Genomic DNA, 12,443 nt, shown 5'->3' with positions numbered 1-12,443 from the left:
AAAACCGGGATCCAACCATGAAAACGCATGCGATTCAGCAGTTGTGGAAGGCCATCTTTGCCAGCCTCACCATTACGTCTACTCTGCTTACAACCCCGGTTGGAGCAGCAGAGGCGTCAACCGATCAAACGCGAGAGTCAGTGAAGGTAGCTCCGCAAACGCAAGAAACCAACTGGAAGAATGTTCCGACTCAATCCATCAAAGTTAACGATGTCAGTTTCGTCTATCGGGAGATGGGGCAACACAATGGGGGCACTCCCGTAGTGTTTTTAGCCCATCTCGCAGCCGTGCTGGATAACTGGGATCCAAGGATCATGGACGGTCTTGCAGCAAGGCACCATGTGATCGCCTTCGACAATCGCGGCATCGGTGCATCCTCTGGTTCGCCATCTAATTCTATTGAGCAAATGGCGGACGACGCCATCACTTTCATCAAAGCCAAGGGACTCAGGCAAGTCGATCTTTTAGGTTTTTCAATGGGCGGCATGATCGCTCAGGAAATGGTTCTGAAGGAGCCGCAACTTATCCGCAAGATGATACTTGCAGGTACAGGTCCTGCTGGTGGAGAAGGCATCAGTACAGTAAATGGCGTCGCTAACTACGACATTCTCCGGGGGCTGTTGACAGGACAAGACCCGAAGCAATACCTGTTCTTCACTCGCACACCCAATGGTATTGAGGCCGGAAAAGCGTTTCTGGCGCGATTGAATGAACGCGCCGAGAATCGGGATAAAGAAATCACCGTGGCGGCTTACATCGCGCAGTTGCAGGCTTTAAGTATGTGGGGACGTAAGAGTCCGGTTGATTTGTCGGCGGTCAGACAGCCGGTGCTTGTTGTTAACGGCGAAGCAGACCGAATGGTTCCTACACAAAATACGTATGACCTGGCGAAGCGGTTTCCGAACAGTACCTTAGTCATTTATCCCGACGCCGGACATGGGGGCATATTCCAGTTTCATTCCGATTTCGTGATCAGATCACTGGCTTTCCTGGCGCATTAATTCAGCCTTCTGCAACAGTCAGACCCGACTTAATCCAATTCAATCAAAGAGCTATCAATGACAAACTCAGACGTATCAAAAGTCGCCCTCGTCACTGGCGCCTCCTCAGGGATCGGTGAAGCTACCGCCCATAAACTCGTTGCAGCGGGCTACAAGGTTTATGGCACGAGCCGACGCGGCACCCAAGCCGGCCACGGTGCCTTTACTATGTTGACGATGGATGTAACCGACGACGCTTCTGTTAAAGCAGCTGTTGATGTGCTGCTGCAACAAGAAGGGCGTATCGATTTGCTGGTGAACAATGCCGGCTTTGGTTTTGGGCCTGCTGCTGCAGAAGAGAGTTCAATCGCGCAAGTACGGGCGATGTTCGAGACGAATGTGTTCGGGGTCGTCAGAGTCAGTAATGCAGTCTTACCCACCATGCGTAAGCAGGGTAGCGGCCGCATCCTTAACGTAGGCTCAGGGCTGGGAATCATCCCCGCTCCTTTCAACGCGCATTATTCAGCGACCAAGCATGCCATCGAAGGCTATTCCGAATCGCTGGATCATGAAGTACGCAACTTCGGTGTGCGCGTGGCGGTGATTCAACCAGGAGTAACCCGCACCGCTTTCGACACCAGCGTGACGCCTTCCGATCAGCCACTGTCTGCCTACGATGCCAGTCGCAAGAAGTATCTGATTGCATTTGAAAAGGCGATGCGTGCAGCGGATAGTGCCGAGAGCGTTGCTGAGACCATCGTGCTGGCTGCCAACGACCAAGTGCCACTTCTGCGCTATCCATCAGGCAAGGTTGCACGTCAGGGCGCTTTCGCCCGGCGCTTTTTGCCGCGCGGCTTCTTCGACAAGGTGCTGCACAAACAATTCGGACTGGGCTAAGTTTCGTAGCCAATCGTTTTTAGCTACATTGTTGTCGTTAAGCCAGTACCTGCACTCTGGCTCATTCGGGGGATGGTTCCGGATGATGCTGGGGTGACCAGGTGATACTTGAGTGCAATTCAGCGTTTTTTTGCTCAGATTGTGTAAGTTGCAAGTATTTATCTTCGCCATCCTCTCCAAATTTGTACTGCTGAAAAAGGTTGCATTTGCCTTCAAAAGACGGTCTTTCGATCTCCGGCAGAACTTCTCCCCGTTGGCCTTCAATGCTCGAAAATTACAAAAAGCTAATTTTCATTGGATCCAAAAAGTTCAGAGTTAGCTGAACAAAATTCAAAGTTAAGTGAATTTCGACAGCCGGTCGAAGCACAGGTATCTCCGCGCTTTCCGGAATTACCGCAGACAAGCCCTTGTTTTTAAAGGAAACAGAAAAACCCACGATTTACTGAGAAATTTTGCTGTGTATTTATGTGCGTAAAATACTGAGGTTGATTATAATAGTAATCAACCCTTAATTATGATGGTGATTCAGCCCGAAAATTATGAAAAAACCAGTTTTACCCTCTGAAAATCAGACCGTATCAATAAGATGCAGCCTGCATTTGCTGGCTATTAGCGTTTTGCCGGGCAAAAGTCGGCTTTGAGTAACGAGCAGCGGCGTGCGCTGTTTCCGTAGCTCTGTTTTACAGCATGGGGTTGATGGCGTGTGCGGAGCGCTGATCACTTTTTGTTTCAGTGTTTGTCTGATGTGGTCAGTTACCGTTGCAGGTGAATTTCTGGCTGAAGGATGAGGCTTGATGTGCCGATCTCCGCACATGTCTTTTTCAGAGAACCAGACTTTCTGCCGACGACCGCCGGATTGCTGTGCAAAAATCTTCATTCAAGCCCAAATTGCCTTCTTCCGGCAGGTGGCGTGGGAAAAGCAATTTTCCGGTATCCAGCACAGGATGTGCCTTCCTTTACTGAAAGCCTTGAATTTGACGACAAGATTCACCGGCAACACGCGTGACAATCCGGTTTTGCAGCAGATGATGTCAGTCTTCTTCAATAACAGCGAATTGTGCAAAACCGTGTCATCTGTGAATGACCGGACGGAATGCTTTCTTCTATAATCAAAAAGTTTCCTGAAAGTAAATTTCTAAGCGATCCTTCACCGGATGAGTGCGTCAGTGCGGCGATCAGCAGCCTGCCTCGCGCACATTCCGTCTGCCTGATATCGCCTGTGATTGAAAGTCCGCATGCCTGTTTCTGTTCTTGCTCCCTTGCTGTATTTGTTTGCCGGTTTTTTGCTGGGTAAATCCGGACTCAATGTCAAAGCGCGTGCTTCCGCTTTGCTGACGCGTCTGATTATTCCACTGGTGATTATTTTTAATATCGCAACGCATCCGCCGGGTGTGTTTGTGGTGATTGGCGGCATCATGGTGGTGATGTCGCTGATGCTGGTGATCAGCCGCCTGGTCACGAAAGATCCGGTGCAGAATTTGTGTTTTTGTTATCTGAACATTGGCTGGCTGGGGTTGCCGGTGGCCAGCAGTTTGTTTGGTAACGGGGCGGCGATGATATTTATTGCGGCGTATGTCGGTAGTTCGCTGTTCGGGAATTCGGTTGGTGTGGGTTTGCTGGTGAAAGGTGCGGACTTACGAGCGCGAATTCGTGAAACGCTGAAAGCGCCGCCGGTATGGTCTCTGGCGATGGGGATCTTGCTCAGTCCGTTCAGTGACGTGATCGCCAGTCAGGGGCATGCGGCGTATGCAGTGCTGAAGTTTCTGATGAGCTTTACCGGCATGGCAATTCTCGGCATCTGGCTGTCGGAAACACCGGTGCGCATCAGCGATTTCCGGCAGGCGTTGCTGCCGTTTATTGGTAAGGCACTGGGTTTGTTTGTATTGCTGAGCGTTTTTATCCTGGTCTGCATGCATTGGCAGATTGATCTGGTCAGTCAGAACCGGATTGCGCTGTATATGATTTGTCTGCTACCGCCAGCGGCAAATATCGTCGTGCTGGAAACCTATTATCTGCAGACCGGCAGATCGGCCAGCATGATTGCCTGCGGAACGGTGCTCAGCATCATCGCCGTTGGCATTTATGCTTTGTGCGTGTTGCTCTGAGACCGCATCGGCAGTTTAATCAACATTGCGCCCGAAGCCGTCAAACATCAGCCGGTGTCCGCGCAAAGGCTCCGCAAACTTCGCTTTTATCTGCCACCGCCCAGTAAGCGAGCTGGCAGCATCACAATGGCGCGCAGCAATTCAAACACGCCATCGACTGCGATACCCAGTACACGGAAGGGCAGGGTGATCAGCCAGCACAGCGGGTACAGCAGCAGCGCAAACAAGGCCAGTGGCCAGCACAGAATAAACAGGCAAAGCCAGATCAGAAATCCGAGCATGATGTTTGTGCTCAGGCGAATAATTGCTGTGCGAATTGCATCAGTGCTACCAGCGCAATACTGGCTAACAATAAGCTGTCGAGTTTGTCGGTCATTAACATGATCTTTCCTTTCCGGTTTTTCAGAGTGCACTGCGGTGAGTGCATGTGCTTACTGTAGCAAGCGCGGACTGGCGTTGCCTGCGGATTGCGACCAACTGCGGTTTGCGCGGTGCAGAAAGCAAATTGCGACGATCAGCGACGTTGCGGGTGTGCCGGTTTCATGGTGGTTTGACGTGGATCTTGCTGATACGAAAGATAGTCAGATAAGCAATTTTTATGTGCTATATTCGTCATGAATCCTGCGATAACACAGCGTGTCGCTCACCACAAATCCGGAGGTACTGAAATGACTCAAATACAGAAAAAATGGCAAGTTCTGACGATGGCAGCAGCGTTTTTCGTGACACCGCTGAGTTTTGCTATGGGCTGCAATGATGCCGGTGAGCCTGTGCAGTTCGTGGAATTAAGTGCCAATGGCAAAGTACTGGATTCCTGGGATGTGCTGAATACGGAATATCACCGGGTGAAGTTGCCGAATGGCATGGAACTGGGTATCAAAATCGAGCCGGCGGAAAAAGAAAAATACCTCGAGATTCTGAAGCAATCGAAACGGACTGCCTTTTCGGAGCTGGTCAAAATCACCCTGCAGGATATGAATCAGTCCGCACCGAAAAAAGATTCATTTACATGGGGTGGTACCAATTCCAGGCAGGGCTATGGCAATGTCGGAAAAAACGACGACCGGCCGGGCGTGCAGGTTGATTTGTGGTTACTCAAGCCGCACTGCGTCAGCGAAAAATCGCTGATGAAGGACAGCAAATAAGGAGCGTGCATCCGCAGCCTGAATTGTCCGTGTTGCCCGCCATCATCTGCCCGATGGCTGGCATGATTGTGCAAAAGTCGTCATGTGGTCTTTTTGAAAGCCCGGACTTTCTGCCGACGACAGCGGGATTGCTGTGCTGAAGTCCGCATTTGAGCCTGAATCCGGCTATTTTCAGGCGGACGGACAGCGAAACGGCTGATCATTCAACCCGAATGCAGTCAGCCAGCCAGCTACAGCCAGCTACAGCCAGCACATCGTCACAGACTTATTGCAGCGCGCCGCCGGTATGTGCAGACGCATTCAGGAAGGTTTCTGCGTAGCGCGACGGAATGCCGGATTGCGCGAGTACCTCGAATAAATCCTTGTCCAGATGGCCGCCGGCAGCCATTTTGCGCATGATATCCAGTGCTTCCGCGATCGGTTTTCCGGATTTGTAAGGGCGGTCCGGTGCGGTTAAGGCTTCAAACACATCAGCGATTGCCATCATACGGGCCGGAATGCTCAGCGATCCGGCCGCAACGGCGCGCGGGTAACCCTTTCCGTCTATGCGTTCATGGTGGCTGCCGGCGATTTCCGGCACCTTACTCAAATGGCGCGGAAATGGCAGTGCTTCCAGCATTTTGATGGTCAGAACGATGTGCTCATTGATCTTATAGCGTTCTTCGTCGGTCAGCGTGCCGCGTTCTACCGATAAATTCCGTAATTCGCCGCGATCATACAAATATTCCGGCACCTGCATACTGAATCCCCACGGGTTGTCGCCGGAAAATGCCTGTCCGGGTGGACGCGGGATTTTGTGATACGGCTGATCGCTCAGTAAAGCTTCCTGTACCGGCAATGCCACTGGTGCCAGCATCGCGCGGCGGTCGGATTCCTCACGCGAAATGCCCAGCCTGTCATCCAGCGTGCGCGTCCATGTGCGGGCGGCAATCTGGCGCAAACGCTGGATGGCTTCCGGTGACATGTATTCGCTGCCGAGATTACTTTCCGCCACAAATGCAAAGTCTTGGTCGATGGCGTCCAGCGCAGCCCTTACTTGTGCTGAAGCATCCGCTGGCAAACCTTGCGGAAAGGCGCTGCGCCAGGCGGCCAGTTCAGTCTCGCGTTTGCAGACCTCAAACCGCATCCGGATTTCATGGATGCGGTCGTACAGGGTTTCCAGTTTGGTGGCTTTGTCGACCACATATTCCGGCGTCACCACTTTGCCGCAGTCGTGCAGCCAGGCGGCGATATGCACCGCTTCACGCAATTCTTCATTCAGCTGAAAACCGGCAACGCAAGGCGCATCGCTGGTCGCGGCCAGTTCCACCAGCCATTCAGTCAGTACCGGCACCCGGTGGCAGTGTCCGCCGGTATGCGGACTTTTGGCATCGACTGCTTCCGCCAGCAATTTGATAAAAGATTCAAACAATTGCTTTTGCTGGGCGATCGCTTCGCGCGATTCCAGCGATAAAGCCGCGAAGCCGGACAAAGTTTCCACAAAATTCTGATGCTGTTCGCTGAACGGGGACTGGCGGTCTATCACCAGTAAGCCCAGCAATTGCCCGCGCCGTCCCTGCAGTGGCAGCATCAGCGCGTAATGTCCGGTGGCGGACTGGCTTTGCACCATGGCGCTGCGCGCAGTTTGCGGCATTGCCAGCCAGGTATTCAGCCAGTCGTATTCATTGCCGGGGCCGCGTTCAGCCCGCAATTGCCACTCGCTGCCATCATGGATATACAACCACGATGATTCGCCCTGCGCAACTTTGGTGGTTTCTTCCAGCACCAGTGGTAAAAGTTTTTCCGGATCGGCTTCGCGTGACACCTTTTCCAGCAAACGCAAAAAATCCGAGGTGGTGGTGCGGGTTTGCTCCAGTCCGGCTTCCAGCTGCGCAATTTCAGTAATGATGGTTTTGGTGCTGGCGAAGGCTTTGAAATCAAAGTGAATCAGCGCGTCAGCACGCTCTGCCAGCGTTTGAAACACTGAGGAGATGCGCATCGCGGTCCGGCGGGTGATCAGCAGCGTCAGAAAAGTGATCAGTAAAGTCACCGCCAGCAGGGTATTCCGCAATTGCCGTGGTTTCGCCAGTAACTTATCTTTTGGTACGGCGACATGCAGTTTCAGACCTTCATAATTCTCAATATGAATATCTGCCGTGCCCACCCACCACGATTCACCTTTGTGATCAAACAACCAGTCAAAACTTTGCGATGCAGAAGCAGCCGATGCATGCACCATGCCTTTCAGAAACTCGGTCATGCTGGCGTCCTGCCGGTCAGCTGATACGATGGCGCCGGAATATTCAAACAAGGCAATGTGCGCCGCGTTCGCTTGCGCCAGTCGCGTCAGTTCTGTTTCCAGCGAATCCACGCGGATATCCATGCCCATCACCCAGCCATTTCCCATATGTTTGGCAAGGGTAATGCCGGTTTTACCGGTGGCATGAAAGGTGTACGCTGCTGTTCTGAGCACGCCGTCTTTTTCATGGCTGGCCTGATACCACGGACGGGTGCGCGGATCGTAATCTGCGAAGGAACTGACACGGCGGCGTTCCAGTAGCTGAAACTTGTCATCCAGAATCACCCAGACCTGATCTTCGCCCTCAGACGGATGCAGCCTTTGCAACTGAACCAGCCACTGCGCATTGGCCGGTGCGTCGAAGCGCTTACGATCCCAGTCAGAATGCAGGGTGCGTAATAACAGAAACTGCCCCTGTGGCCCGGCAACATAAACGCTGCTCAGCATCTTGTTATCCTGCAGAATCGATGCCTGCGCAGGCAGGCGCAGCATCCAGTCTTCTTCCTTACCGGTTTTTAAGTCCGGTACATTCACCAGCAATTTCAGCAGCGTGGTCGGCGGCTGCAACAACTGATCCAGCACATAACCGGACTCACCAGTCATGGAGCGCAGCGATTTCACCGCATCATCTTCCGCCATGCGGCTCATGAAGGCATAACCGCCCATGGTGAATGCCAGACCAATCAACAAAACCAGTCCGCTCAGCTGATATTGCAAATACCGGTGAATACTGACCATAGACCCGCCAATTCGGTGAATACGTCAAAGAAACAAGCAAGATGTGTGAGTACCGCAGCGTGAATGCGGCTGATGCGACGCGCTGTACGTCGTCGGAGATGCAGAATGAATAATACCTTAACCGACGATACGAAAAATCATACTAATCATAATAACAACATCGTCAGCATGCTCTGCGGGGTTTAACAGAACAGTCTGTATTTGTGATGGCTTGCGCGACCTAAAGTCCGTCATCCGATCCACGCGCAGCGCGGGGGTCGACTTAAGTATCTGGCGGGGAACAAAGCGGAAGAAACAGTGCGATACGGGAGAAAAACCCGCGATTCAGCTTGTCTGATGATGCAAGAATCGTCATGTGGTCTTGTTGAAAGTCCGGACTTTCTGCCGACGACAGCGCGGTGGCTGTGCTGAAGTCCGCATTTGAGGCAAAAAAGCGCGAACTTCCGGCTGCTGCAGCGATAAAAAATGCCGGACTAAGCCGGAAAACCGGAAAATCTGCACCGCTACGTTGAGTTCATTTGATCATGTGATTACGGTGCGGACTTGCCGTCAAACACAAAATAACGAATCCCGTCCGGCCATGCGCCCGGGTGGTAGCGAAACGCGATGCGGGCGTTGGTGGACAGGTAATTTTTTTGTCCGGCCTGTGTCAGGCGCGGGCCATCTTCCTTCAGGCTTTGCTCGCTGAGTTCCGCCGGACGCACGATTGCGATATGGCCGGGTTTATGCGGGTCGGGGCTTTGAAAACCGGCAACAACCAGTTGCCCCTGATTCGCCAGCGTCTGCGCGCTGCGCCCATCGGCTACAGGCCGCCAGCCAGCGGCACGGGCGGCTTCCGTTTGCAGCCACAGGACTTGTGCCGACGCCAGTAATACCTGTGAATGTTGCGGCGGACGCAGCAGATATACATCCAGCTTTTTTGCAAACGCGGCCGCAAATGCACTGCAATGCGACTTTGCCGGTTTGTCGCCCTGATCCGGCTCGCCGCTTTCCCAGTCTACGTGCTTTCCGGCCAGCCATAGTCGTTCTACACCGCTGTTCTGCAACTGTTCCGCTAACTGCGCACCTTTGGCGCTGACCGGGCCACAGCAGGTTTCATTGCTGGCAGCACTGGCATTAATGTGCAGCGCAAACAGCAGGGTGCTGACGAAGAGGCTGATACGCATCGGGTTGCTTCCTTATTCAGAGGTACTCGGGCTCCAGAACGCTTGCCGGACGGCCGCTTGTTCGGAAAGGCTGGCGACGATTTTATCCAGTTCTTCAGCATCGACGGAAGTGGCCATCAGCGTTGCTTCAATCTCGATATCTTCATCACCGAAAGCATGGATTTCCAGATCGCGGATAGGATAATTCGCCTGTTCCAGCGCTTTCGATAAAAAGGCCAGTATCCATTTCTGATGCGTTCTGGACGCAATAATATAGACCGTATTGGTGACTTCCACATCCGCACCTTCCATCGGCTGACGGTTAATGCGGTTCACAATCGGGCGCAGCAGCGTATTTGCCGCCAGCACAAACAGCGTGGCCGCAATCGCTTCCATAATCAGATCCGCACCGGCGGCTGCGCCCACAGCAGCGGAACCCCACAAAGTTGCGGCGGTATTCAGGCCACGAACATTGCCATCTTCACGCATGATGGCGCCCGCGCCAAGGAAACCGATGCCGGATACCACATAGGCGATCACATGTACCGCACCTTCATGGCCTTCGAGCCGGTTTGCCATATCCACAAATACCGCAGCACCAACTGCGACCAGTACATTGGTGCGCAAACCTGCGGTGCGCTGGCGTATCTGGCGTTCATAGCCGATCAGCCCGCCGAGTATGAAGGCGGTTGTCAGGCTGATCATGGTATCCAGAAACGATATCAGATTGATGTTGTGTAAGGCTTCCATGTGTCCTCCGTAAAGCGTCAGGCGTGTTTTTTCAGCGCCGGGAGTTGGCGTGAATTGTCGAAATATGTTTTAGCTGCTGCAGATTGTCGGCAGCATTTGTGTCCGCACGATGAAAGTGCGGTTTCAGCGAGCAGGGCTCAAATAGGGCTGAAATGGAGCTGCAACAGGGCTGAAACAGGGGTTTCGCGGACACTGGATCAGCGAAATACAGAAATTCCGTAAGATTCCGAAGATTCGGAAATTCAGACCAGTGCGACTTGCAGGGTGAACACCGCACCGGAACCGGTATTCGCCGCCACGACGCTGGCTCCGGCGCGGCTGGCGATGTGCTGCACCAGAGATAAACCCAGTCCGGCACCGGTAATGCCGCTGGATTTAGCCTGTTGCCCGCGATAAAAGCGTTCAAAAATATGCGGCAGATCCTGTTCTGCGATGCCGGGGCCGCTGTCCTGTACGCGGATCTGCAACTGTTTTCCGGCTATGCTTGCAGACAGCCGGATTTCACCACCGTGGCCGGTAAATTTCAGCGCATTCTCAATAAAATTATTCAGTATCAGTTTGCCTGCACGTTCAGATAAACGGATTTCAACAGGCGGTGCGCTATCAAGCACCAACTGAATTTGCTTCGCATCGGCAGCGCTACGGTGTGCGCTGGCAACTGCTTCCAGCAATTGCTGCACATTGCACTGTGCACCGGTATCATCTTCCTGACCGCTTTCGATACGCGCCAGTAACAGCAATTCTTCCACCATGCTGGTAATGCCGCAGACTTCGTCCAGACAAGAGCGCAGGGTTTCGCGGTAGGCTTCCGGACTGCGCTCGCGGCGCAGACAAATGTCGATTTCAGCGCGTAAGCGTGTCAGCGGTGAGCGCATTTCGTGCGAGGCATCGGCAGTAAAGCGACGCTCGATCAGAAACGCATTTTCCAGCCGCGCCAGCATTTGATTCAGCGTACCGGTCAGATGCGCGATTTCGTCGGCGTCCGAGGATTGTGCAAGCCGTTCACTCAGATTCGCATCGCCGATGCGATCTGCCTGACTCGCAATATCTTCAATCGCCATAAAGACTTTTTTCGTCATGCTGTTTGCCACCAGCACCACCGCCGCCACCAGCACCACCGCAAGAATACTGAATAAACCGGTGGCATAATCCACGATACGCACCGTGTCATCCAGTGAACCGGCAACCTGCACGATGTAATTTTTGCCACTGGCGTGTACCGGTACGGCAATCATCCGCAAAGGTTCTTCACCAAAATTATCAATCGTGATCAGCGCGGTTTCATTCGTGGCTGTCTGCTGCAGAATATCTTTGGTCAGCGGTAAATCGGCGTCGCCCAGATTCTGGCTTTTAGCGATCACGGTGCCATCACGCAGGGCAATTTGCACCAGCCGGTCCAGTCGTACCAGCGAAGGCGGCGCTTTACCGGTTTGCTGATCATGCACGCGCACCGGTTGATCCGGCGCACTGTTGAGTACCGAAACTTCAGCATCTGCAATCGCCAGCAATGCCTGATCTAATTGCTGATTCATTTCATGCGATAAGCCCCACCACGTGGCAAATGCCGCGCAAGCCACGATGGCGGTAATCGCGGCGCTGTGTATCACGGCAAGTCGCTGGCGGAAAGAAAGCATGTTTACTCCGGTAGTGCGAACACAAAACCCTGTCCGCGCACGGTTTGTATCAGCGGTTCACAGCCGGGCAAGTCAATTTTTTTGCGCAGATTTTTAATATGCACATCGATCAGATTATCAATCGCAATCAGATCTGCTTTCCAGACATGTTCTGCCAGTTGATGACGGCTGATTAATATTCCCTGCTGGCGGATAAAAAATTCCAGTAATGCGAACTCTTTGCGGGTCAGTTCAATTTCCTGTCCGGCGCGCACAGCGGTATGGGTTTGTAAATGCAGGCTCAAATCGAAGGCTTGCAATACCGGAGCCGGTTGCAATTCCGCACGGCGGCGCAAGGCTTCAATTCTGGCCAGTAATTCTTCAAACGCGTAGGGTTTCACCAGATAGTCATCTGCACCCTGACGCAAACCCTGTACTTTATCCTGCAGCGCGTCGCGTGCTGTCAGCATCAGTACCGGTGTTGAAACACCGGTACTACGCAGCTTGCTGCAAAGCAGCATTCCATCCATGCCGGGCAGATTCCAGTCCAGAATCAGTAAATCATATCCCTGCGAAATTTGCTGTTCCGCTTCTTCTGCACTGGGGCAGTGATCGACGTGCCAGTTTTCTTCCTGTAAGCCATTGACCAGCAATCGTGCGGCTTTCAGATCATCCTCTACCAGCAGGATACGCATGGTGTGCCTCCGGAATTTCTATGCTGAGCAGTATAGCAGTGCTGCTGAACAGCCTGCGTTTCCTGAAAAAAGATTCAGGTGTGCAGCGCAGCAAGAT

Annotated in this window: 11 protein-coding genes; 4 read left to right on the top strand and 7 right to left on the bottom strand. The window is 53.0% G+C overall.

Annotated features, from left to right (window positions below; all coding sequences use genetic code 11):
* The first annotated feature begins 17 nt into the window (after positions 1 to 17).
* The gene (locus KDM89_RS15645; protein ID WP_212688853.1) at positions 18 to 1,001 is read left to right on the top strand and encodes an alpha/beta fold hydrolase; all 984 of its coding nucleotides are present in this window, start codon (positions 18 to 20) and stop codon (positions 999 to 1,001) included.
* A gap of 57 nt (positions 1,002 to 1,058) precedes the next feature.
* A complete protein-coding gene (locus tag KDM89_RS15640) occupies positions 1,059 to 1,877 on the top strand; it encodes an oxidoreductase (RefSeq protein WP_212688852.1) in 819 nt (272 codons plus the stop codon).
* Between the two features lie 568 nt (positions 1,878 to 2,445).
* Here KDM89_RS15640 and KDM89_RS15635 read toward each other — a convergent pair.
* Positions 2,446 to 2,754, bottom strand: coding sequence for a hypothetical protein (locus KDM89_RS15635; RefSeq protein WP_212688851.1), 309 nt, complete (start codon positions 2,752 to 2,754; stop codon positions 2,446 to 2,448).
* Positions 2,755 to 3,112: 358 nt separating this feature from the next.
* Here KDM89_RS15635 and KDM89_RS15630 point away from each other — a divergent pair, with 358 nt between their 5' ends.
* On the top strand, positions 3,113 to 3,982 hold the full coding sequence (locus KDM89_RS15630) for an AEC family transporter (RefSeq protein ID WP_212688850.1): 870 nt from the start codon (positions 3,113 to 3,115) through the stop codon (positions 3,980 to 3,982).
* Positions 3,983 to 4,068: 86 nt separating this feature from the next.
* Here the strand turns inward: KDM89_RS15630 and KDM89_RS15625 are convergent, their stop codons facing one another.
* The gene (locus tag KDM89_RS15625) at positions 4,069 to 4,263 is read right to left on the bottom strand and encodes a hypothetical protein (protein ID WP_212688849.1); all 195 of its coding nucleotides are present in this window, start codon (positions 4,261 to 4,263) and stop codon (positions 4,069 to 4,071) included.
* 387 nt (positions 4,264 to 4,650) lie between these two features.
* Here KDM89_RS15625 and KDM89_RS15620 point away from each other — a divergent pair, with 387 nt between their 5' ends.
* Positions 4,651 to 5,127 carry a hypothetical protein gene (locus KDM89_RS15620; RefSeq protein ID WP_212688848.1) on the top strand — a complete coding sequence of 159 codons (477 nt, stop codon included), beginning with the start codon at positions 4,651 to 4,653 and terminating at the stop codon, positions 5,125 to 5,127.
* Between the two features lie 265 nt (positions 5,128 to 5,392).
* On the opposite strand, the gene KDM89_RS15615 is transcribed toward KDM89_RS15620, so the two are convergent.
* The 5 genes from KDM89_RS15615 to KDM89_RS15595 all read right to left on the bottom strand — a co-directional run bounded on the left by KDM89_RS15615 (position 5,393) and on the right by KDM89_RS15595 (position 12,346).
* Positions 5,393 to 8,143 (bottom strand): HD domain-containing phosphohydrolase, encoded by a 2,751-nt coding sequence (locus KDM89_RS15615; RefSeq protein ID WP_212688847.1) that lies wholly within the window; start codon positions 8,141 to 8,143, stop codon positions 5,393 to 5,395.
* Positions 8,144 to 8,673: 530 nt separating this feature from the next.
* Positions 8,674 to 9,309 carry a hypothetical protein gene (locus KDM89_RS15610; protein ID WP_230427907.1) on the bottom strand — a complete coding sequence of 212 codons (636 nt, stop codon included), beginning with the start codon at positions 9,307 to 9,309 and terminating at the stop codon, positions 8,674 to 8,676.
* A 12-nt stretch (positions 9,310 to 9,321) separates the two neighbouring features.
* Positions 9,322 to 10,038: an MgtC/SapB family protein gene (locus KDM89_RS15605; protein WP_212688846.1), complete on the bottom strand. Its 717-nt coding sequence runs from the start codon at positions 10,036 to 10,038 to the stop codon at positions 9,322 to 9,324.
* 242 nt (positions 10,039 to 10,280) lie between these two features.
* Positions 10,281 to 11,672: a sensor histidine kinase gene (locus KDM89_RS15600; protein WP_212688845.1), complete on the bottom strand. Its 1,392-nt coding sequence runs from the start codon at positions 11,670 to 11,672 to the stop codon at positions 10,281 to 10,283.
* A 2-nt stretch (positions 11,673 to 11,674) separates the two neighbouring features.
* Positions 11,675 to 12,346, bottom strand: a complete 672-nt coding sequence (locus KDM89_RS15595; protein WP_212688844.1) for a response regulator transcription factor — start codon at positions 12,344 to 12,346, stop codon at positions 11,675 to 11,677.
* Positions 12,347 to 12,443: the final 97 nt, after the last annotated feature.

The organism is Cognatundibacterium luofuense, assembly GCF_018139685.1.
Taxonomy (GTDB): domain Bacteria; phylum Pseudomonadota; class Gammaproteobacteria; order Burkholderiales; family Burkholderiaceae_D; genus Undibacterium; species Undibacterium luofuense.
This window is presented reverse-complemented; position numbering and strand designations above follow the sequence as displayed.

What these genes read in the sequence shown, in the direction of transcription:
- KDM89_RS15645 (WP_212688853.1), top strand. Translation starts at nt 18, where the DNA reads ATGAAAACGCATGCGATTCAGCAGTTGTGGAAGGCCATCTTTGCCAGC.
- KDM89_RS15640 (WP_212688852.1), top strand. Translation starts at nt 1,059, where the DNA reads ATGACAAACTCAGACGTATCAAAAGTCGCCCTCGTCACTGGCGCCTCC.
- KDM89_RS15635 (WP_212688851.1), bottom strand. Translation starts at nt 2,754, where the DNA reads ATGAAGATTTTTGCACAGCAATCCGGCGGTCGTCGGCAGAAAGTCTGG.
- KDM89_RS15630 (WP_212688850.1), top strand. Translation starts at nt 3,113, where the DNA reads ATGCCTGTTTCTGTTCTTGCTCCCTTGCTGTATTTGTTTGCCGGTTTT.
- KDM89_RS15625 (WP_212688849.1), bottom strand. Translation starts at nt 4,263, where the DNA reads ATGCTCGGATTTCTGATCTGGCTTTGCCTGTTTATTCTGTGCTGGCCA.
- KDM89_RS15620 (WP_212688848.1), top strand. Translation starts at nt 4,651, where the DNA reads ATGACTCAAATACAGAAAAAATGGCAAGTTCTGACGATGGCAGCAGCG.
- KDM89_RS15615 (WP_212688847.1), bottom strand. Translation starts at nt 8,143, where the DNA reads ATGGTCAGTATTCACCGGTATTTGCAATATCAGCTGAGCGGACTGGTT.
- KDM89_RS15610 (WP_230427907.1), bottom strand. Translation starts at nt 9,309, where the DNA reads ATGCGTATCAGCCTCTTCGTCAGCACCCTGCTGTTTGCGCTGCACATT.
- KDM89_RS15605 (WP_212688846.1), bottom strand. Translation starts at nt 10,038, where the DNA reads ATGGAAGCCTTACACAACATCAATCTGATATCGTTTCTGGATACCATG.
- KDM89_RS15600 (WP_212688845.1), bottom strand. Translation starts at nt 11,672, where the DNA reads ATGCTTTCTTTCCGCCAGCGACTTGCCGTGATACACAGCGCCGCGATT.
- KDM89_RS15595 (WP_212688844.1), bottom strand. Translation starts at nt 12,346, where the DNA reads ATGCGTATCCTGCTGGTAGAGGATGATCTGAAAGCCGCACGATTGCTG.